Here is a 20,774-nt window from a genome sequence, read left to right on the forward strand (position 1 = left end):
CTTGATGCGCTCAAACTTTTAAAATCCGCTTACAGCGAAAAAATAAAGATGATTTACATTGATCCGCCTTACAATACGACAAACGAAAATTTTATTTATCCGGATAATTTCAGGCAAGATTATCAAAAGATTTTAAGGGAAGTGGGCTTGCTTGAAATAGATGAAAATGGGGAGGAAATAGAAAGCGAAAGCTTGAAATTTTTTAAAAACACTCAAGGGAGTGGGACGCATAGCGGTTGGCTCTCTTTCATGCTGCCTCGCCTAAAATTAGCGCGCGATTTGCTTAAAGAAGACGGCGTGATTTTTATTAGCATTGATGATAATGAGTGCGCGAATTTAAAAATCTTGTGCGATGAAATTTTTGGGGAAGATAATTTTGTTGGAGATTTTATTCGTAAAACAAAATCCACAACAAATGATGCAAAAATCGGATTAAATTACCAGCATGAATTTTTACTTTGCTATGCTAAAGATAAAAATTATACAAATCTCTTGGGAGGAGAAAAGAATTTAGAAAATTACAAAAACCCCGATAACGACCCTAATGGAGCATGGATTAATGGTGATCCTAGTGCAAAAAGTGGGAATATGAAAACGGGGTATTTTGGAGTTACTAACCCTTACACGAATAAAGTGGATTATCCCCCTGTGGGTATGTTTTGGCGTTTTTCGCAAAATACGATACAAAAACACATTGATGAGGGGCGGATTTGCTTTAAAAAAGAGCATAAGGATAATGAAAGGGGCTTTATTTACAAACGCTATTTAAAGGATATAAAAACCACAAAAAAGACTTTTGATAGTTTAATATTTAGCGATAATTGTTATATGAACCAAGCGGCGACTAAAGAATTATTAAGCCTTGAATTAGCGGAGTATTTTAGTTATCCAAAGGGCGTGGATTTTATGGCTAAGATTATAGAGCATGCCACCAATCCTGGCGACATCATCTTAGATTTTTTCGCCGGGAGCGGGACAACCGCGCATGCGGTGATGGAATTAAACGCAGAAGATAAAGGCAATAGGGAATTTATTTTAGTTCAAATTGATGAAGAGATAAAAGAAGATAAAAGCGCTTATGATTTTTGTAAGAATGTTTTAAAAAGCACAAAGCCTATCATTAGCGATATTACCATAGAAAGGGTTAAAAGAGCCGCTCAAAAAATCATTGGATCTTCAAAAGATAGCGGTTTGGATTTGGGCTTTAAAGTTTATACCTTACAAGACAAAGCGCAAATCACAAACGACAAAGAAGAAATAACGCTTTTCAACCATTCTCATTTAACGCCCTTTGACAAAGCCCTAAATTTAGCCTTACAATGCGGCAAAACGCTCAATTGTGCGCTAGAGATTATCATCAAAGACAAACTCTACAAATGCGAAGACGCTTACTTTTGTATTGTGTGCGATAAAGAAGCGCAAGAGTATTTAGCCAAAAGCAAAAACGAAATGATATTTTTAGACGGCTATGAAGAGATTGATTTAGAAGCCTTTCTCAATCTCAACGCCAGCTTTAAAGAGCGTTTAAGCGTGGTGTATTGATTGGAAATAAAAGGGGTTAAAACCGCTTGAGTGGTCTTGCCTCTCATTTTTTATTTATTTTGTTTTTGAGTATAATCCTACGAAAATTTTAAGGAACGGCATGGAGTTTTTAGGACTGATTTTAAGTCTGGCCGCTATTTTGATAGCGTTTAAAAAGCCTGAAAAAGAAAATTGGGCGTTTGGGATTTTGATGGTGGTGTGGTTGGTGGAGCTTATTATTTTTATAGCCCACAGCTCTAGCGTTTTGCCTAACATGAATCTATAAGGGGGATGCATGAATAAAGAAACCCGATTTTATAATCTTTTTTCTTTGGCAATTTTAGGGATTTTGATCTTTCCTGTGGGTTTGGCGAATTTTTATTTTGGCTATGTTTTGAAAGATTCGCCTTGTATTTTTTGCTGGGCGCAACGCATCAACATGATTTTAATAGGGGCGGTGGCGCTTTTGGTGGTGCGTTTTGGGTTTAAGCCTAAATACATTGCCTTGCTATTATTCATGGCTAGTAGCGGGTTGTATGAGAGCTTTTATCATACCGGTAGCCATGCCTTAGAAGATGTGGGGCAGGGATTCGCGCTCGCTATTTTGGGCTTGCACACGCAGTTTTGGGCGCTTTTTGTCTTTTTTAGCGTGATAACGCTTTTAGCGGTTTTGCTCTTTTTTGCCCCTAATGCCCAACCTTTTAAAGATCGTTTGTTAAACGTGCTCCAAAAAAGCGCTTTTTATGTTTTCTTTATGGTGGTGGGTTCTAACGCCGTGCAAGCGTTTATTTCTACCGGGCCTTTCCCTTACATAGGCCAAAGCGATCCGGTGCGTTTTTCGTGGAATTTGAAAGAATCGGTCTGGTCTATGGAGAATTGGGATCATTTGAAATTCCCAAGAAGCGTTTTAGGCAGAAGAGATGTGGGCGAGCCTTTGAAATTGAGCGCTTTGCCCAAAGATAATGATTATGATCATTCGCCTCTAGAAATCGCAAAAGCGTTGAAGATTAAGAAAAAAGAAGAGCTTTTTTTGAAATTGAATGGAGCGATCACGGATTTGAGTTTCAATGAAGACAGGGCGATCCTTACTACAGAAAACCAAGGCCTTTATCTTGTAAGTAACGATTTAAAAACCATTCATAGCTACATGGTGTTGGATAGCTATTATAGCGCGACGGTGGGGTCGTTCGTGGGGGCGGATTTTAACGAAGATGAAAACATTGTGATCATGGGTAATAATAAAACGAGCGTGGAAATCACTCCTAACAAAAACGCTAACGCGCTTAAAAACTTCCCTTATTTTTTAGAGGGGGCTGACTCTTTTGATGAAGTGGAACGCAACCGCTTAAAAACTTCTAGGGCGAAAAACTATTATATTAGCGCTACAAGAAGAGGGGCTAAATTCACTTATTTGATCACCGCTCCTAACAAACGCTATAAGGATTTGATTATCATCTCCATGCTTAATAGCTACAAACAGGTGCATGGGGAGTTTTTACTTGAACTGGGCAATGCCAAACTTAAAGAAAAAAGGAAACTGGGCGAGTTAGTCATCAGCGCGTTAGCTTTAAAAGATAACAAGCTTTATGCGTTCAGTAAGGAATTTAACACGCTTTTAGTCATAGACCCTATAAAAGAAGAGATTCTTGAAGTTTATGGCTTGCCTAAAGAGATTAAAAATATCAGCGCTGGGGGGTTTAGGGATAATGAGCTTATCCTTGTGAGCTATGAGAATAATAAAAATATTCTCTACACCCTTAATTTTTAAACTCTTTTAAAGCTACTTTTTTCTAATATATTAACGCATTAGAAGATGGTCGCTATTTTAGAATAGAGGAAAGTCCGGGCTACATTAGACAAAATTCCATCTAACGGATGGCTAGCGCAAGCTAAGGGAAAGTGCCACAGAAAGCAAACCGCCTTTTTAAGGTAAGGGTGAAAGGGTGGGGTAAGAGCCCACCAGAGCTAAAGCGATTTAGCTTGTTTGGGCAAACCCAATTTGTAGCAAGAAGCGCATGGTAAGTCTAAATTGATACACGCTTCGCTTGAGGAATATTGCAAAATATTTCCCAGATAAATGGCCATCCATTGACAGAACCCGGCTTATTCTAATGCTCAACTGCGTGTTGATTTTTTAATAAAGTTTCAATCATTTTATTTTTTTTATTTTTTACCTGATTATTGTTTAAAATCTTAAAAATTTGTGTTACACTCTGTAAAATCAAAATCAAAGGGGATAGCGTGTTAGAAAAATCTTTTTTAAAAAGCAAGCAATTATTTTTATGCGGATTGGGTGTTTTGATGCTGCAGGCTTGCACTTGCCCAAACACTTCACAAAGGAATTCTTTTTTACAAGATGTGCCTTATTGGATGTTGCAAAATCGCAGCCAGTATCTCACGCAAGGGGTGGATAGTTCGCACATTGTGGATGGTAAGACAACTGAAGAGATAGAAAAAATCGCTACCAAGAGAGCGACAATAAGAGTGGCGCAAAATATTGTGCATAAACTCAAAGAGGCTTACCTTTCTAAATCCAACCGCATCAAGCAAAAGATCACTAATGAAATGTTTATCCAAATGACACAGCCCATTTATGATAGCTTGATGAATGTGGATCGTTTAGGGATTTATATCAATCCTAACAATGAGGAAGTGTTTGCGTTAGTGCGCGCGCGTGGTTTTGATAAGGACGCTTTGAGCGAAGGGTTGCATAAAATGGCCTTAGACAATCAAGCGGTGAGTATCCTTGTGGCTAAAGTGGAAGAAATCTTTAAAGATTCTATCAATTACGGAGACATTAAAGTCCCTATAGCCATGTAGACTTAGAACAATAAGCGTTCTTCGCTATCGTCTGTTCTTTTAGGGGTGGGGGTGATGGAATTAGGGGTTGAATAGTAGGGGATTTTATCCACGATTTCTTTACGCAAGCCTTTGGGGACATCAAACTTTCTTTTTAAAGAAGGTTCAATCGCTAAAATATTGCGCATGAAATGCGAATACACAGGTGCACTCACAACGCCTCCTGTCGCTCCTTTACTAATAGGTGTGTTATCGTCCCTCCCAAACCAGATCACGCTTTGTAAGGTGGGGGTAAAGCCAATAAACCAAGCGTCAATATTGTTGTTAGAAGTTCCGGTTTTACCGGCAATTTCTAAACCTTTAATGCGTGCCAAACGCCCTGTGCCGTTTTCTACCGCATTCATCAGCACTGAAAGGGTTAAAAAGGCTTGTTCTTTGGAGGTGATCTTTTTGGTTTCAATGGGCGTGAAAGCTTTGACTTCGTTTTGTTGGTTGGTGATGCTTTCAATGAGCATGGGTTTGAGCATGGAGCCGTAATTAGAAAATAGAGAATACTTTTCAGCCGCATCAATGGGTGAGATAGCAAAGCTCCCTAACACAATAGACAAATCTTTGGGGAGGTTTTTAAACCCCATGTCGCTTAAAGATTGATAAATTTTTTCAAAGCCAAGCTGATCGCTTAAATTGATCGTAGCTAGATTTAACGAATGGCTCAAGGCTTCTTGCAAGGTTACAAGCCCTAAAAATTTGCGAGTATAATTGCTAGGGTGCCATGCGTGGTTTTGCGCGCTGTTTTTACTATAATTGCCATTTTCAAAATTTCGTGCGGTATCAGGGATTTTAGAAGTCGTGGAATAGCCATTATCAAAGGCGATTTGATACACAAAAGGCTTGATCGCGCTCCCAAATTGCCGTTTGGCTTGCGTGGCGCGATTGAAAGCGCTTTTTTTATAATCAATCCCCCCCACTAAAGCTAAAATCTTACCGGTGCTCGTGTCTGTAACTATCATGCTAGCGTTCAAGTTGTCTTCATCTTCATCATTAGAGGCGTTAGTTTTTGGCTTCTCTTTAGCGATTTTTTCTAAGATTTTTTGATGCCCAAAACGCAAAGACTCTAACGCTAAGCGTTGGTAATCCAAATCTATCGTGAGTTTTATGGTATAGCCTTGAGTTTTTAGCCCGTCTAATTGATCCAATTGCTTCAACACTTCATCCACGACATAAGGGGCGATGTTTTGCGTGGAAGTTTGGTTATAAACGATTGGCACTTCATTGAGAGCGCCTTTGAGCTCGTTAGAAGAAATCCAGCCTAAAGAATACAACCGCCTTAAAATATCATTAGCCCTAGAGAGTGAAAATTCTAAGTTTTTGGTAGGGTCATAAAAACTCGGAGCCCTAGGTAAGGCGACTAACATGGTGATTTCTTTAAGCGTGAGTTTGTCAAGGGGTTTTTTAAAATACCCTAAGCTTGCGGTTTTCACGCCATAATACCCATGCCCAAAGAAAGTTTGGTTCAAATAACGCTCTAAAATTTCTTCTTTGCTTAAGACTTTTTCAATGCGTAAAGAAATGATGGCTTCTTTGAGCTTTCTGGTTAGGGTTTTTTCTCGCGTGAGCACCATGTTTTTAACGAGTTGTTGGGTTAGGGTGCTACCCCCTTCGGTGTAACGACCGCTTTTAGCGTTTTTAATCATAGCGCGCATGATAGCGTCTAAATTGATCCCCCCATGTTCAAAAAAGAGGGTGTCTTCTACCGCTAGAAGGCTTTCAATAAATCGTGGAGGGATTTCTTCAAAACGCGCATAAAAACGAAATTCCTTATCATAAATATTAGCAATCAAACGCCCTTTTCGGTCTAAAATCTGTGAAGCGACGCCCGGGCGATAATCTTTAATCTTAGCAATATCCTTATCCGTAGTTACCCAAACTTGAGCGATAAGAATGGCTAACAACCCTATGATAATCAAAAATAAAACGATAAAACCATAAAAAATCTTTTTTAGCATTTAACCACTCTTAAAAGAAGATTGTATTTTAGAATAATTTAAAAGGGTGTTTGCAAGATCTTTAGTGTCTTCTAAGCTGTTTTTGAGAGATAAAGAAACTCGTAAAAGGGGTTTAGAAACCGTGGGGGGGCGGATAGCACCCACTAAAAACCCCTTTTCTTTCAAAAAATGATGAGCGTTTAAAAGAGCGGGATTGTTTTCAAATTCTAGAGTAAAAAATCCTGCGAGCGTTCTAATACCTAAGGTTTCAAAAATAATCTGTTGGTGTTTGCTAAGCTCATTTTTTAATTCTTGTTTTTGCGCGATAAAGTATTCTAAATGGGCCAAAGTTAAAGCGGTGTCTAACAGGCTTAAAGCGGTGGTGTAAATCACGCTTTTAGCGCGATTGGTTAAAAACTCTATGGTTTGTAAGGGGGCTAAAACACACGCCCCATAGCTCGCAAGCGCTTTAGAAAAAGTGCTGAGCTTAATGATTTTGTCTTTTTCTTTGATGCGATAATATTCTAAAAAACCCAATAAATTCTCGCCGATAGTCCCAAAACTATGGGCTTCATCTACGATTAAAAAAGCGTTAGGAGTCTCTTGAGTGATTGCATAAAAATCATAAGGAGTGATGCTCGCATCCATAGAATAAACCCCCTCAATGGCTATGAATTTGAGCTTGTTTTTAGGGGCGTTAAAGAGTTTTTGTTGTAAATCTTTAGCGTCATTGTGCGAGAAAAAAACCACTTGATTAGACTTCGCTTTCGTGCTAAAAATCCCGCTCGCATGGTAGTGTTCGTCTATGAATAAGAGAGCGTTTTTGACTAAAAGGGTGTCTATTAAAGCCAGATTGCCCAAAAAACCACTCCCCACTAAAAGAGTGCTTTCAAACCCCAACAAATCCGCTAATCGTTCTTCTAACTCTGCATGCAAAGGGTGGTAGCCATTCACTAGCATAGAAGCCTTGGGGGAATGAGAAACAAAGGATTGGAGCTTATTAAAAGCGTTTTGAAGCAAGTCTTTTCTAACGCTCAAACCCAAATAATCATTAGAAGCGTAATCCTTTAATGAAGGGTCAAACAACTCTCTTTTGCGGTAGCGTTTGGCATGGCGTAGGGCTTCTAAAGATTTAGAAAACATCAAAACACTTCATTGAATGGAATCATTCGCCTTTTTGGATTTTTTCAATGATTTTATTGAGTTCATCTTGTTTTTCATAAAACATCTTATCAATATTTTCTTTGACATGCTTAGCGCTATCTTCCATTAAATGCACTTTATGCTCTAGGTATTTTGAATCGGTAATGTGGTCTTCTTGAACGGCTTTAACCAAATCATTAGCTTCAGCATGCACGCTCGCATGGTGGCTCTCTAAAGCTCTATAGCCTGAAGTGTTGGAAAAATTCTCTTTGCCCGCACCCTCATAATACCATTTGCCTAAGCGGCAATTTTTATGGCTAGTAATATCAAAGGAGTTGAGACCAAAGACCATGCCATAAAGATTGTTTTTAAAGACCACATGATCGAGTTTGGCTAGACCGCAAAACACCCGGTTATTGACATTGTAGATGGTGTATTTTGCGGCTTGCGCGACAATCATGTTATTTTTTACGGTGGATTTAAGCTCTTCCACATCGCCCTTAATAGAGCCTACAATAGAATTAATATCGTGGGTGTTGGTTTGAATATCGTTCGCTTCTTGTTGCATGCTTTTAACCACAACGGCGATTTCTTTAGTGGCTTTTTGGGTTTTTTCAGCGAGCTTTCTCACCTCATCAGCCACCACCGCAAAACCTCTCCCATGCTCGCCCGCTCGTGCGGCCTCAATAGCGGCGTTTAGGGCTAAGAGATTGGTTTGTTCTGCAATATCATCAATCAAAGAAATGACTTGAGTGATTTCATTGCTCCGTTGGTTTAGAGAGTCCGCCAACGAAGTGGCGTTTTGCATCTTTTCATAAAGCGATTCAATGTCTTGACCCGTTTTATTAACGGTCCCTAATCCTTCAGTAGAATGCGCTTCGCCATTTTTAGCCGCATTCAAGAGCAAGCCTGTTTCTTGATGGAAATACTGCATGCTCTCTTGCGCATTCTCTAAGCCCTCTTTTAAGCTCGCGCAAAAAGTCTTAAACAAATCATTTTTATGGTATTCCCCCACACAACCTGTTTTTTTAGCCAACGAAAAATACTGCACGCCATCAATATTTTGGCTTTTTAAAGAATAAGAAACCCCTTGTAAATTAACGCTCTCTGCGTTTTCTTTAAAATGAACGCTCTGCTCTTCTAGATTGTTTAAGCCTGCAAGATTCCCACTCTTAAAAACGACTTTATTGTTTTTAATACCCACAAAACCCTCATGCAAGCACAAATTTAAAAGGCTTTGATAGAGATTGACTTCCTTTTTTAACTCCGTAATTTCAGAATCTTTTTGACTGATTTGAAGCTGTAACTGCTTATTCCCAAACATGGTGGCATTCCTTATTTAAATTTGAATCTTTTGAGATTATACCCAAAATTACCAAACATTTTAACCGCTCGCTAGTATTGTTGCTTCAAAAACAATTCGTAAAATAAGCCCTGTTTCTTTATAAGGGTTTCAAAGTTGCCCTGTTCTATAAGTTTGCCTTTGTCTAACACAATAATTTCATCAGCTTGTTTGACACTATTCATGCGGTGTGTAATAATTAAAGCCATCTTAGATTGCGATTTTTTAAAAATAAAATCTAAAAACTCTTTTTCCATAATGGGATCGATGGCGCTGCTTGGCTCATCTAAAACAATGCAATTACTTGGTTTTAAAAAGGCTCTTATGGTAGCTATGCGTTGCTTTTGACCTAAAGAAAAATCTACCCCATTATATTGCGCTCCAAATAGTGTGTTGTTGCAATCATTAAGACAATTTTGAAAATTCTCATCAAAAGATTTTAGTATTTCTCTTTTTTGTTTTAATTGCTCTTTAGTGATATTGTTTTGCATAAAAAGATTATCATTAATGCTATACCCAGCATAAAGAGAAAAATCTTGGAATATAGCGCTCATTTGTTGATGGTAGCTATTTAGTTCCAAGTCTTGTAGTGGGTATTTGTTATTAATGATAATTTGACCTGAATTTGGGGTATAAAAACCTAACAATAAATTAATCAGCGTGCTTTTTCCGCTAGCATTCCTACCGACTAGTGCATAAATTTTGTTAGTGCTTAAAGAAAGATTAAAATTTTCAAAAATAGGTTTTGAATTAGAATAAGAAAAACTAATGTTTTCAAATGTAATGCTATGGATTTTTTCTTCTAATTTGATTTGTGATTCTAGTTTTGGTGTTTTGTAATCTAATATATAAAAATAATTTTCAAAATATTTATTGATAGTAAAAAACCACTTTCCATAAAACGACAAATCTTGTAGTTGCTGCTCAGTAGAGCTAAATGCTTGGATATACCCAGCAATTGCCCCCACACCAATGGATTTTGAAAGGATAATAAAAACCATTAAGAAGAATAATGCGACACTTAGAATGGTTGTTAAAATATCAGCATATATAGTAAGCATTAAGTTTTTTTGGGCGATTTTTACAAAATGATTGATATATAATTCTTTGTTTTCAATAAATTTATGATAAAAATTGAATACAAAACTAAATAATAGGTTGTCCTTGTTCTTTTGGGTATCTAGTCCAGAGTATAGGTAATTTTGCATGCTCTCTTTTTGGTCTTGAAGTTTATCTATGGAAGCGCTATGTTTTTTTGCTATATGATTAGTGATAAACATGCAAGGAACTGTTGCAAAAATCATTATAAAGGGTAGATAAATACTAATAGAAAATAATATCCCAAACAGACTCACAAGCCCTATAATGCGTTGCAAGTTAAAAAATAGATTACTGACATAATTTAGTGGACGGATGTATAGACCGTTATGAATAGCGTTAAGCTTAATAGTGTGATCTTTGTTTTCAAAAAAATTTAGATTTTTAACTTTTGTGAGTTTATTAGCAAGCTGAGTGGTGATGTTTATAGAAAATTGTTCGGCAATAATGGTTTGTAAGCTTGATGAAATTCCTGAGAACACATGCGTCAAAAACAGCAAAGCTCCCAATAGTAGCAAAGTTGGTAACAGCAAGCTGTATTCAAAATGCGTATGATTTTGCAATAGGTTTACCACAATATCAATCAATCTTATCATAACAAGAATATTTAGAGATGGAATAATGCCGATAAATAGCACTGTAATTGATGCCAACACAACACATTTTGGTGAGCTTTTATAGAGTAAAATAAAAGTCCTTAATGGAATGTTTTTTATGGTATCCATTGGTGTTTGCATTCAATAAGATTTGGTATAAATTTTCTTTATTATAGCCCATTTTCATGCTCCTTTAAATTTTGCTTTTAAAATAAAGCCCTTTAAAATTTCAAACTTTAACCGATAATAGTTCCAACCAAAAGCAAGGATGCCTTTGGGTTTTTTATAACAAGGAGTTACAACAATGGCTTTTCAGGTCAATACAAATATCAATGCGATGAATGCACATGTGCAATCCGCACTCACTCAAAACGCGCTTAAAACTTCATTGGAGCGATTGAGTTCAGGTTTAAGGATTAACAAAGCGGCTGATGACGCATCAGGCATGACGGTGGCGGATTCTTTGCGTTCACAAGCGAGCAGTTTGGGTCAAGCGATTGCCAACACAAATGACGGCATGGGGATTATCCAGGTTGCAGATAAGGCTATGGATGAGCAGTTGAAAATCTTAGACACCGTTAAGGTTAAAGCGACTCAAGCGGCTCAAGACGGGCAAACTACCGAATCTCGTAAAGCGATTCAATCTGACATCGTTCGTTTGATTCAAGGTTTAGACAACATCGGTAATACGACTACTTATAACGGGCAAGCGTTATTGTCTGGTCAATTCACTAACAAAGAATTCCAAGTAGGGGCTTATTCTAACCAAAGCATTAAGGCTTCTATCGGCTCTACCACTTCAGATAAAATCGGTCAGGTTCGTATCGCTACAGGCGCGTTAATCACGGCTTCTGGGGATATTAGCTTGACTTTTAAACAAGTGGATGGCGTGAATGATGTAACTTTAGAGAGCGTGAAAGTCTCTAGTTCAGCAGGTACAGGGATCGGCGTGTTGGCAGAAGTGATTAACAAAAACTCTAACCGAACAGGCGTTAAAGCTTATGCGAGCGTTATCACCACGAGCGATGTGGCGGTCCAGTCAGGAAGTTTGAGTAATTTAACCTTAAATGGGATCCATTTGGGTAATATCGCAGATATTAAGAAAAATGACTCAGACGGAAGGTTAGTCGCAGCGATCAATGCGGTTACTTCAGAAACCGGCGTGGAAGCTTATACGGATCAAAAAGGGCGCTTGAATTTGCGCAGTATAGATGGCCGTGGGATTGAAATCAAAACCGATAGCGTCAGTAACGGGCCTAGCGCTTTAACGATGGTCAATGGCGGTCAGGATTTAACAAAAGGTTCTACTAACTACGGAAGGCTTTCTCTCACACGATTAGACGCTAAGAGCATCAATGTGGTTTCGGCTTCTGACTCGCAGCATTTAGGCTTCACAGCGATTGGTTTTGGGGAATCTCAAGTGGCAGAAACCACGGTGAATTTGCGCGATGTTACCGGGAATTTTAACGCTAATGTCAAATCAGCGAGTGGCGCGAACTATAACGCTGTCATCGCTAGCGGTAACCAAAGCTTGGGATCTGGGGTTACAACCTTAAGAGGCGCGATGGTGGTGATTGATATTGCCGAGTCTGCGATGAAAATGTTGGATAAAGTCCGCTCTGATTTAGGTTCTGTGCAAAATCAAATGATTAGCACCGTGAATAACATCAGTATCACTCAAGTGAATGTTAAAGCGGCTGAATCTCAAATCAGGGATGTGGATTTCGCTGAAGAGAGTGCGAATTTCAATAAAAACAACATTTTGGCGCAATCAGGCAGCTATGCGATGAGTCAAGCCAACACCGTTCAACAAAATATCTTAAGGCTTTTAACTTAGTTTTAAGAAAGGTGTTTGTATGGGGCTAACGCTTCAAGCGTTGGCTTTTCGCTTTAATTTTTGCTTCTTTTTTAATAAAATATTCTTTTTTATTTCTTTTTATTACAGGCGGTTATTGTGTTAGATAGTTTTGAGATTTTAAAGGCTTTAAAGAGCTTGGATTTATTGAAAAACGCCCCTAGTTGGTGGTGGCCTAACGCTTTGAAATTTGAAGCTTTATTAGGAGCGGTTTTGACGCAAAACACTAAATTTGAAGCCGTTGTGAAATCTTTAGAAAATCTAAAAAACGCTTTCATTTTAGAAAATGATGATGAAATCAATCTTAAAAAAATCGCTTATATAGAGTTTTCAAAGCTTGCAGAGTGTGTCCGCCCTAGCGGGTTTTATAACCAAAAAGCCAAACGACTGATTGATTTGAGCAAGAATATTTTAAAAGACTTTCAAAGTTTTGAAAATTTTAAACAAGAAGTAACCAGAGAGTGGCTTTTAGATCAAAAGGGCGTTGGCAAAGAAAGTGCGGATGCGATTTTATGCTATGCGTGCGCTAAAGAAGTGATGGTGGTGGATAAATACACCTATCTTTTTTTAAAAAAATTAGGCATAGAGATAGAAGATTATGATGAATTGCAACATTTTTTTGAAAAAGGCGTTCAAGAGAATTTAAATGCCGCCTTAGCGCTTTATGAAAACACCATTCCTTTAGCGCAACTTTATGCGAGATTCCATGGAAAGATTGTAGAGTTTTCCAAACAAAAATTGGAATTAAAGCTTTGATTTTTAGATTTTTCTTAATCTTAAGCCTTTTAAAAGGCGTTTTACTGGCCAAAAAGGATTGGAATTTTTTCAAACCTTTAGAGCCTACTAAAAAATATTTTGGCTCTTTTAAAATCGGCTATCTTTATCAGCATGCAGAGACGACTAAAAGATCCCCTATTCGCCCTAAAAACCGCCCGCCTATTTTAATGGATAAAATTTACCATGACGCTTCTTTAGGCTTTCAAGCAGGGTTTGTTTTAAAAAAGAACGCTTTATTAGGGGGGTATTTGGATGCAGGAATGGGCGATTCGTATTTCATGAGCGCTGGGCTAGTCGCTGGGGTTAGGCTTTTTAAGGGGTGGGTTATCCCTAAAATTGCATTAGGCTATCAGCTTCAAATTTTAGGGGCTAAGATTGATAAGTATCAATTCAATATCCAATCAGCAGTGGGGAGCGTGGGTTTGTTTTTCAATGCGGCTAAAAATTTTGGCTTGAGTATAGAAGCAAGGGGCGGTATCCCTTTTTATTTCATCCAAAGCAAATTTTCTAAGGCTTTCGGCACGCCACGATTGAATATTTATTCTATTGGTATCACTTTCACTTTTTATGATTTTACTAGATTTTTAGGGTAAAATACTCATTTTAAAAACTAACTATAGAGTATAAAAACAATAATTAGACAAACCTTTAAGGATTTATGATGATTTTCATTGATGCATGTTTTAGAAAGGAAACGCCTTACACACCCATTTGGATGATGAGGCAAGCGGGGCGTTACCTTAGCGAATACCAAGAGAGTCGTAAAAAAGCGGGGAGTTTCTTGGAATTGTGTCAAAATAGCGATCTAGCTACAGAAGTTACCTTACAGCCGGTAGAGATTTTAGGCGTGGATGCGGCTATTTTATTTAGCGATATTTTAGTAGTGCCTTTGGAAATGGGCTTGAATTTGGAGTTTATCCCCAAAAAGGGGCCGCATTTTTTAGAGACGATTACGGATTTAAAAAGCGTGGAAAGCCTAAAAGTAGGGGCTTATAAACAGCTAAACTATGTCTATGATACGATTTCTCAAACGCGCCAAAAACTCTCTAAAGAGAAAGCGTTAATCGGTTTTTGCGGATCGCCTTGGACTTTAGCGACTTACATGATAGAAGGTGAGGGGAGCAAATCGTATGCCAAAAGCAAGAAAATGCTTTATAGCGAGCCTGAAGTTTTAAAAGCGCTTTTAGAAAAATTAAGCCTTGAGTTGATAGAGTATTTGAGCCTTCAAATCCAAGCAGGGGTCAATGCGGTGATGATCTTTGACTCATGGGCTAGCGCTTTAGAAAAAGAAGCGTATTTGAAATTCAGTTGGGATTATTTGAAAAAAATCTCTAAAGAGCTTAAAAAACGCTATGCACATATCCCAGTTATCCTTTTCCCTAAAGGGATTGGCGCTTATTTGGATAGCATAGATGGGGAGTTTGATGTGTTTGGCGTGGATTGGGGCACGCCTTTAGAAGCGGCAAAAAAGATTTTAGGCGGTAAGTATGTTTTGCAAGGGAATTTAGAACCCACCCGCCTTTATGATAAAAACGCTTTAGAAGAAGGCGTTGAAAAGATTTTAAAAGTCATGGGCAATCAAGGGCATATTTTCAATTTAGGGCATGGGATGCTGCCGGATTTGCCCAGAGAAAACGCAAAATATTTAGTGCAATTAGTGCATGATAAAACCAGGCGATAAGGGGGGCTTGATGAAAACTATTATAAGATGCATGGGCTTATTAGGTTTGTGTGTTACTTTAACTCTAGCGCAAACCCCCTCTAAAACCCCTGATGAAATCAAGCAAATCCTTAACAATTATAGCCATAAGAATTTAAAACTCATTGATCCGCCGACAAGTTCTTTAGAAGCGACACCGGGTTTTTTACCCTCGCCTAAAGAAACAGCGACCACGATCAATCAAGAGATCGCTAAATACCATGAAAAAAGCGATAAGGCCGCTTTGGGGCTTTATGAATTGCTAAAGGGGGCTACCACTAACCTCAGTTTGCAAGCGCAAGAGCTCAGTGTCAAGCAAGCGATGAAAAACCACACCATCGCCAAAGCGATGTTTTTGCCCACTTTGAACGCGAGTTATAACTTTAAAAATGAAAACAGGGATACCCCAGAATTTAAGCATTATAACACCCAACAACTCCAAGCTCAAGTCACATTGAATGTGTTTAATGGCTTTAGCAATGTGAATAATGTCAAAGAAAAGTCTGCGACTTACCGCTCCAATGTGGCTAATTTAGAATATAGTCGCCAGAGCGTGTATTTGCAAGTGGTGCAACAATACTACGAGTATTTTAACAATCTCGCTCGCATGATCGCTTTGCAAAAGAAATTAGAGCAAATCAAAACGGACATTAAAAGGGTTACCAAACTCTATGACAAAGGGCTGACCACGATTGATGATTTGCAAAGCCTAAAAGCGCAAGGGAATTTGAGCGAATACGATATTTTGGACATGCAATTTGCTTTGGAGCAAAACCGCTTGACTTTAGAATACCTCACCAATCTCAGTGTGAAAAATTTGAAAAAGACCACGATTGATGCGCCTAATTTGCAATTAAGAGAAAGGCAGGATTTGGTTTCTTTAAGGGAGCAGATTTCCGCACTCAGATACCAAAACAAGCAACTCAATTATTACCCCAAGATAGATGTGTTTGACTCATGGCTTTTTTGGATCCAAAAACCCGCTTATGCCACAGGGCGTTTTGGGAATTTCTACCCCGGTCAGCAAAATACGGCTGGGGTTACTGCGACTTTGAATATTTTTGATGATATAGGCTTGAGCTTGCAAAAACAATCCATCATGCTAGGCCAATTAGCGAATGAAAAGAATTTAGCGTATAAAAAATTGGAGCAAGAAAAAGACGAACAGCTTTACAGAAAATCGCTTGATATTGCCAGAGCCAAGATTGAATCTTCAAAGGCTAGTTTGGATGCGGCCAATCTTTCTTTTGCCAATATTAAAAGGAAATACGACGCTAATTTAGTGGATTTCACCACCTATTTAAGGGGCTTAACCACGCGCTTTGATGCAGAAGTGGCTTACAATTTAGCGCTCAACAATTATGAAGTGCAAAAAGCCAATTACATTTTCAACAGCGGGCATAAAATAGACGACTATGTGCATTAAGGGAATGAAAATGATACGAAAAATTTTAATAGGACTTTTTTTGAGTTTTTTGAGCATGGAAGCTGGCGAAAGAGTGTATGCGATTTTCAATGTGAAAGCGATGCAAGATTCCAAGCTCACCTTAGACAGCACAGGGATTGTGGATAGCATTAAGGTTACTGAGGGGAGCGTGGTCAAAAAGGGCGATGTTTTGTTGCTTTTGTATAATCAAGACAAACAGGCTCAAAGCGATTCTACCGAGCAACAACTCATTTTCGCTAAAAAGCAATACCAACGATACAGCAAAATTGGGGGTGCTGTGGATAAAAACACTCTAGAGGGTTATGAGTTCACTTACAGGCGTTTGGAATCGGATTACGCTTATTCTATTGCGGTATTGAATAAAACCATTTTAAGAGCCCCTTTTGATGGCGTGATAGCGAGTAAAAACATTCAAGTGGGCGAAGGGGTGAGCGCGAATAACACGGTGTTATTGAGACTAGTCAGCCATGCTAGGAAATTGGTTATTGAATTTGATTCTAAATATATTAATGCAGTCAAAGTGGGGGATACTTACACTTATTCTATAGACGGGGATTCTAATCAACATGAAGCTAAAATCACTAAGATTTACCCCACGGTTGATGAAAACACCAGAAAAGTGAGCGCTGAAGCCCTTTTGTCTAAGCCTATGGCAGTGGGGCTTTTTGGCGATGGGTTTATTCAAACGAAATAATAGGATATTTTGATGTATAAAACAGCGATTAATCGTCCTATTACGACCTTAATGTTTGCTTTGGCGATTGTCTTTTTTGGGGTGATGGGGTTTAAAAAATTGAGCGTGGCGCTTTTCCCTAAAATTGATTTGCCTACAGTGGTGGTTACTACGACTTATCCTGGGGCTAGCGCTGAAATCATAGAGAGTAAGGTAACCGATAAGATTGAAGAAGCGGTGATGGGGATTGATGGGATCAAAAAGGTTACTTCTACGAGTTCTAAAAATGTGAGTATTGTTGTCATTGAATTTGAGCTAGAAAAACCTAATGAAGAAGCCCTAAACGATGTGATGAATAAAATTTCTTCGGTGCGTTTTGATGACTCCAACATTAAAAAACCCTCTATCAATAAATTTGATACCGACAGCCAAGCCATTATTTCATTGTTTGTGAGCAGTTCAAGCGTGCCGGCTACAACCCTTAATGATTACGCTAAAAACACCATTAAGCCCATGCTCCAAAAAATCAATGGGGTGGGGGGCGTGCAGCTTAACGGCTTTAGGGAGCGCCAGATTAGGATTTATGCCGATCCCACTTTGATGAATAAATACAACTTGACTTATGCGGATCTTTTCAGCACGCTTAAAGCGGAGAATGTGGAAATTGATGGCGGGCGCATTGTCAATAGCCAAAGGGAATTGTCTATCTTAGTGAATGCGAATAGTTATAGCGTTGCGGATGTGGAAAAGATTCAAGTGGGTAATCATGTGCGCCTTGGCGATATTGCAAAGATTGAAATCGGCTTGGAAGAAGACAACACTTTTGCGAGCTTTAAAGACAAACCCGGTGTGATTTTAGAAATCCAAAAGATTGCCGGAGCGAATGAAATTGAAATCGTGGATAGGGTGTATGAAGCTTTAAAACACATTCAAGCCATTAGCCCTAGCTATGAAATCAGACCCTTTTTAGACACCACGGGCTATATCCGCACCTCTATTGAAGATGTGAAATTTGACTTGATTTTAGGGGCGATTTTAGCGGTTTTAGTGGTGTTTGCGTTCTTGCGTAACGGCACGATCACCCTTGTTTCAGCGATCTCTATCCCTATTTCTATCATGGGGACTTTTGCGCTCATTCAATGGATGGGCTTTTCATTAAACATGCTCACCATGGTGGCTTTAACGCTAGCGATAGGGATCATCATTGATGATGCGATCGTGGTGATTGAAAACATCCATAAAAAGCTAGAAATGGGCATGAGCAAACGCAAAGCGAGCTATGAGGGGGTGAGGGAAATTGGTTTTGCTCTAGTAGCGATTTCAGCGATGCTGCTCTCTGTGTTTGTGCCTATAGGGAACATGAAAGGCATTATCGGGCGCTTTTTTCAAAGCTTTGGGATCACGGTGGCTTTAGCGATCGCTCTATCGTATGTGGTGGTCGTTACGATTATCCCCATGGTAAGCTCAGTCGTGGTCAATCCCAGGCACTCTCGTTTTTACGTGTGGAGTGAGCCTTTTTTTAAGGCTTTAGAGTCTCGTTATACCAAATTACTCCAATGGGTATTAAACCACAAGCTCATCATCTTTATAGCGGTGGTTTTGGTGTTTGTGGGTTCGCTTTTTGTGGCTTCCAAATTGGGTATGGATTTCATGCTGAAAGAAGATAGGGGGAGGTTTTTAGTGTGGCTTAAGGCTAAACCGGGCGTGAGTATAGATTACATGACACAAAAGAGTAAGATCTTTCAAAAAGCGATTGAAAAACATGATGAAGTGGAATTTACCACTTTGCAAGTGGGTTATGGCACCACACAAAACCCTTTTAAGGCTAAGATTTTTGTGCAACTCAAGCCTTTAAAAGAGCGTAAAAAAGAACACCAATTGGGGCAATTTGAGTTGATGCGCGCTTTAAGGAAAGAGTTGAGAAGCTTGCCTGAAGCTAAAGGTTTAGATACTATTAATCTTTCTGAAGTTGCTCTTATAGGGGGCGGTGGGGATAGTTCGCCCTTCCAAACCTTTGTGTTTTCCCATTCTCAAGAAGCGGTGGATAAAAGCGTGGAGAATTTGAGAAAATTCTTATTAGAAAGCCCTGAATTAAAAGGCAAGGTTGAAAGCTACCATACAAGCACGAGCGAATCGCAACCGCAATTGCAACTGAAAATCTTAAGACAAAACGCTAACAAATACGGCGTGAGCGCTCAAACCATTGGCTCAGTGGTGAGCTCTGCTTTCTCTGGGACTTCTCAAGCGAGCGTGTTCAAAGAAGATGGCAAAGAATACGACATGATCATTAGAGTGCCTGATGACAAGCGCGTTTCTGTAGAAGACATCAAACGCTTGCAAGTGCGTAACAAATACGATAAATTGATGTTTTTAGACGCTTTAGTGGAAATCACAGAAACTAAAAGCCCGTCTAGCATTTCTCGCTATAACCGCCAACGCAGCGTTACGGTGCTTGCTGAGCCTAATAGGAATGCGGGCGTTTCTTTAGGCGAAATTTTAACGCAAGTGAGCAAGAACACGAAAGAATGGCTGGTTGAAGGGGCGAATTACAGATTTACCGGAGAAGCGGATAACGCTAAAGAGAGCAATGGGGAGTTTTTAGTCGCTTTAGCGACAGCGTTTGTGCTGATTTATATGATTTTAGCGGCGTTGTATGAGTCCATTTTAGAGCCTTTTATCATCATGGTTACCATGCCTTTAAGCTTTTCAGGGGCGTTTTTTGCTCTGGGTTTAGTGCATCAGCCTTTGAGCATGTTCTCTATGATAGGCTTGATCTTGCTCATTGGTATGGTGGGTAAAAACGCCACGCTTTTAATTGATGTGGCGAATGAAGAGCGTAAAAAAGGTTTGAATATCCAAGAGGCCATTTTATTTGCCGGCAAAACCCGTCTAAGACCGATTTTAATGACGACCATTGCGATGGTTTGTGGCATGCTGCCTTTAGCGTTGGCGAGTGGGGATGGAGCGGCGATGAAATCCCCTATAGGGATTGCGATGAGTGGGGGCTTGATGATTTCTATGGTGTTAAGCTTACTGATTGTGCCGGTGTTTTATCGTTTGCTCGCTCCCATAGACGATAAAATCAAGCGGTTTTATCAAAACCAAAAGGCTTTAGAATGAAAAAGATTGTTTTCATTTTGGCTCTATGGATGGGCTTGTTAGGGGCGTTTGAGCCTAAAAAAAGTCATATTTATTTTGGGGCTATGGTGGGTTTAGCCCCTATTAAAATAACCCCAAAACCGGCTAGCGATTCTTCTTATACGGCTTTTTTATGGGGGGCTAAAGGGGGGTATCAATTCGCTTTTTTTAAAGCTCTAGCGCTAAGGGGTGAATTTTCCTACCTTATGGCGATCAAACCCACCGCACTGCACACGATTAACACTTCTTTATTGAGCTTAAATATTGATGTGTTAAGCGATTTTTACACTTACAAAAAATACAGCTTTGGGGTGTATGGGGGGCTTGGGATAGGGTATTTTTATCAAAATAACCATTTAGGTATGAAAAATAGTTCGTTTATGGGGTATAACGGCTTGTTTAATGTGGGGCTTGGCAGCACGATCGATCGCCATCACCGCATAGAGCTTGGGGCTAAAATCCCTTTTTCAAAGACCAGAAATTCTTTTAAAAATCCTTATTTTTTAGAGAGCGTTTTTATCCATGCGAGTTATAGTTACGCTTTTTAAAGGAGGTGTATTACAGAAAGTAACTAACTGATGGTTTTTATAATGAGATTGTTTGCTAACATATAAAAGGATTTGTTTTGTTTTCTTTTAGTTAATATAATGAAAATTTCGTTGTGAATAGTGTGTGAATAGTGTTAATAAATGTAATTATAT

16 protein-coding genes and 1 other RNA gene are annotated in these 20,774 nt (G+C 39.0%); 13 read left to right on the plus strand and 4 right to left on the minus strand.

Annotated features, from left to right (window positions below; translation table 11 throughout):
- Nucleotides 1-48 precede the first annotated feature (48 nt).
- The 5 genes from IC572_RS03485 (at nucleotide 49) to IC572_RS03505 (ending at nucleotide 4,341) form a co-directional block, all read left to right on the plus strand.
- Nucleotides 49-1,542, plus strand: a complete 1,494-nt coding sequence (locus IC572_RS03485) for a site-specific DNA-methyltransferase (protein ID WP_462936847.1) — start codon at nucleotides 49-51, stop codon at nucleotides 1,540-1,542.
- Nucleotides 1,543-1,642: 100 nt separating this feature from the next.
- Nucleotides 1,643-1,807 carry a hypothetical protein gene (locus IC572_RS03490; RefSeq protein WP_000394806.1) on the plus strand — a complete coding sequence of 55 codons (165 nt, stop codon included), beginning with the start codon at nucleotides 1,643-1,645 and terminating at the stop codon, nucleotides 1,805-1,807.
- A gap of 9 nt (nucleotides 1,808-1,816) precedes the next feature.
- The gene (locus tag IC572_RS03495) at nucleotides 1,817-3,289 is read left to right on the plus strand and encodes a disulfide bond formation protein B (protein ID WP_187855088.1); all 1,473 of its coding nucleotides are present in this window, start codon (nucleotides 1,817-1,819) and stop codon (nucleotides 3,287-3,289) included.
- A gap of 35 nt (nucleotides 3,290-3,324) precedes the next feature.
- Nucleotides 3,325-3,640, plus strand: an RNA gene (gene rnpB, locus IC572_RS03500) — RNase P RNA component class A.
- 122 nt (nucleotides 3,641-3,762) lie between these two features.
- Nucleotides 3,763-4,341, plus strand: coding sequence for a tumor necrosis factor alpha-inducing protein (locus IC572_RS03505; RefSeq protein ID WP_000890854.1), 579 nt, complete (start codon nucleotides 3,763-3,765; stop codon nucleotides 4,339-4,341).
- Between the two features lie 2 nt (nucleotides 4,342-4,343).
- Here IC572_RS03505 and pbp1a read toward each other — a convergent pair whose 3' ends face one another.
- The 4 genes from pbp1a to IC572_RS03525 all read right to left on the minus strand — a co-directional run bounded on the left by pbp1a (nucleotide 4,344) and on the right by IC572_RS03525 (nucleotide 10,625).
- Nucleotides 4,344-6,326 (minus strand): penicillin-binding protein 1A, encoded by a 1,983-nt coding sequence (pbp1a, locus tag IC572_RS03510; protein WP_187855089.1) that lies wholly within the window; start codon nucleotides 6,324-6,326, stop codon nucleotides 4,344-4,346.
- On the minus strand, nucleotides 6,327-7,448 hold the full coding sequence (locus IC572_RS03515; RefSeq protein ID WP_187855090.1) for an aminotransferase class I/II-fold pyridoxal phosphate-dependent enzyme: 1,122 nt from the start codon (nucleotides 7,446-7,448) through the stop codon (nucleotides 6,327-6,329).
- 22 nt (nucleotides 7,449-7,470) lie between these two features.
- Nucleotides 7,471-8,772: a chemotaxis chemoreceptor TlpD gene (gene tlpD, locus IC572_RS03520; RefSeq protein WP_187855091.1), complete on the minus strand. Its 1,302-nt coding sequence runs from the start codon at nucleotides 8,770-8,772 to the stop codon at nucleotides 7,471-7,473.
- Nucleotides 8,773-8,843: 71 nt separating this feature from the next.
- Nucleotides 8,844-10,625 carry an ATP-binding cassette domain-containing protein gene (locus IC572_RS03525; protein WP_187855092.1) on the minus strand — a complete coding sequence of 594 codons (1,782 nt, stop codon included), beginning with the start codon at nucleotides 10,623-10,625 and terminating at the stop codon, nucleotides 8,844-8,846.
- A gap of 163 nt (nucleotides 10,626-10,788) precedes the next feature.
- On the opposite strand from IC572_RS03525, the gene IC572_RS03530 reads away from it, so the two are divergent.
- The 8 genes from IC572_RS03530 (at nucleotide 10,789) to IC572_RS03565 (ending at nucleotide 20,621) form a co-directional block, all read left to right on the plus strand.
- Nucleotides 10,789-12,321, plus strand: coding sequence for a flagellin A (locus IC572_RS03530; protein WP_000885496.1), 1,533 nt, complete (start codon nucleotides 10,789-10,791; stop codon nucleotides 12,319-12,321).
- Nucleotides 12,322-12,438: 117 nt separating this feature from the next.
- Nucleotides 12,439-13,095 carry a 3-methyladenine DNA glycosylase gene (locus tag IC572_RS03535; protein WP_187855093.1) on the plus strand — a complete coding sequence of 219 codons (657 nt, stop codon included), beginning with the start codon at nucleotides 12,439-12,441 and terminating at the stop codon, nucleotides 13,093-13,095.
- The gene (locus IC572_RS03540; RefSeq protein WP_187855094.1) at nucleotides 13,092-13,709 is read left to right on the plus strand and encodes a hypothetical protein; all 618 of its coding nucleotides are present in this window, start codon (nucleotides 13,092-13,094) and stop codon (nucleotides 13,707-13,709) included. The genes IC572_RS03535 and IC572_RS03540 overlap by 4 nt, the downstream gene beginning before the upstream one ends.
- Nucleotides 13,710-13,777: 68 nt before the next feature.
- A complete protein-coding gene (gene hemE / locus IC572_RS03545) occupies nucleotides 13,778-14,797 on the plus strand; it encodes a uroporphyrinogen decarboxylase (RefSeq protein WP_187855095.1) in 1,020 nt (339 codons plus the stop codon).
- Nucleotides 14,798-14,807: 10 nt separating this feature from the next.
- Nucleotides 14,808-16,241: an efflux RND transporter outer membrane subunit HefA gene (hefA, locus tag IC572_RS03550; protein WP_187855096.1), complete on the plus strand. Its 1,434-nt coding sequence runs from the start codon at nucleotides 14,808-14,810 to the stop codon at nucleotides 16,239-16,241.
- A 10-nt stretch (nucleotides 16,242-16,251) separates the two neighbouring features.
- Nucleotides 16,252-16,956 (plus strand): efflux RND transporter periplasmic adaptor subunit HefB, encoded by a 705-nt coding sequence (gene hefB, locus IC572_RS03555; protein WP_000619670.1) that lies wholly within the window; start codon nucleotides 16,252-16,254, stop codon nucleotides 16,954-16,956.
- 12 nt (nucleotides 16,957-16,968) lie between these two features.
- Entirely contained in the window at nucleotides 16,969-20,055 is a 3,087-nt protein-coding gene (gene hefC, locus IC572_RS03560; RefSeq protein WP_187855097.1) for an efflux RND transporter permease subunit HefC, read from the plus strand.
- Nucleotides 20,052-20,621, plus strand: a complete 570-nt coding sequence (locus IC572_RS03565; protein ID WP_187855098.1) for an outer membrane beta-barrel protein — start codon at nucleotides 20,052-20,054, stop codon at nucleotides 20,619-20,621. The genes hefC and IC572_RS03565 overlap by 4 nt, the downstream gene beginning before the upstream one ends.
- Nucleotides 20,622-20,774 lie beyond the last annotated feature (153 nt).

The sequence above is a fragment of the Helicobacter pylori genome (assembly GCF_014496485.1).
GTDB classification, from domain to species: Bacteria; Campylobacterota; Campylobacteria; order Campylobacterales; family Helicobacteraceae; genus Helicobacter; species Helicobacter pylori_DD.

What these genes read in the sequence shown, in the direction of transcription:
- IC572_RS03530 (WP_000885496.1), top strand. Translation starts at nt 10,789, where the DNA reads ATGGCTTTTCAGGTCAATACAAATATCAATGCGATGAATGCACATGTG.
- tlpD (WP_187855091.1), bottom strand. Translation starts at nt 8,772, where the DNA reads ATGTTTGGGAATAAGCAGTTACAGCTTCAAATCAGTCAAAAAGATTCT.
- hefC (WP_187855097.1), top strand. Translation starts at nt 16,969, where the DNA reads ATGTATAAAACAGCGATTAATCGTCCTATTACGACCTTAATGTTTGCT.
- IC572_RS03490 (WP_000394806.1), top strand. Translation starts at nt 1,643, where the DNA reads ATGGAGTTTTTAGGACTGATTTTAAGTCTGGCCGCTATTTTGATAGCG.
- IC572_RS03525 (WP_187855092.1), bottom strand. Translation starts at nt 10,625, where the DNA reads ATGCAAACACCAATGGATACCATAAAAAACATTCCATTAAGGACTTTT.
- IC572_RS03495 (WP_187855088.1), top strand. Translation starts at nt 1,817, where the DNA reads ATGAATAAAGAAACCCGATTTTATAATCTTTTTTCTTTGGCAATTTTA.
- hefB (WP_000619670.1), top strand. Translation starts at nt 16,252, where the DNA reads ATGATACGAAAAATTTTAATAGGACTTTTTTTGAGTTTTTTGAGCATG.
- IC572_RS03485 (WP_462936847.1), top strand. Translation starts at nt 49, where the DNA reads ATGATTTACATTGATCCGCCTTACAATACGACAAACGAAAATTTTATT.
- IC572_RS03565 (WP_187855098.1), top strand. Translation starts at nt 20,052, where the DNA reads ATGAAAAAGATTGTTTTCATTTTGGCTCTATGGATGGGCTTGTTAGGG.
- hefA (WP_187855096.1), top strand. Translation starts at nt 14,808, where the DNA reads ATGAAAACTATTATAAGATGCATGGGCTTATTAGGTTTGTGTGTTACT.
- hemE (WP_187855095.1), top strand. Translation starts at nt 13,778, where the DNA reads ATGATTTTCATTGATGCATGTTTTAGAAAGGAAACGCCTTACACACCC.
- pbp1a (WP_187855089.1), bottom strand. Translation starts at nt 6,326, where the DNA reads ATGCTAAAAAAGATTTTTTATGGTTTTATCGTTTTATTTTTGATTATC.
- IC572_RS03515 (WP_187855090.1), bottom strand. Translation starts at nt 7,448, where the DNA reads ATGTTTTCTAAATCTTTAGAAGCCCTACGCCATGCCAAACGCTACCGC.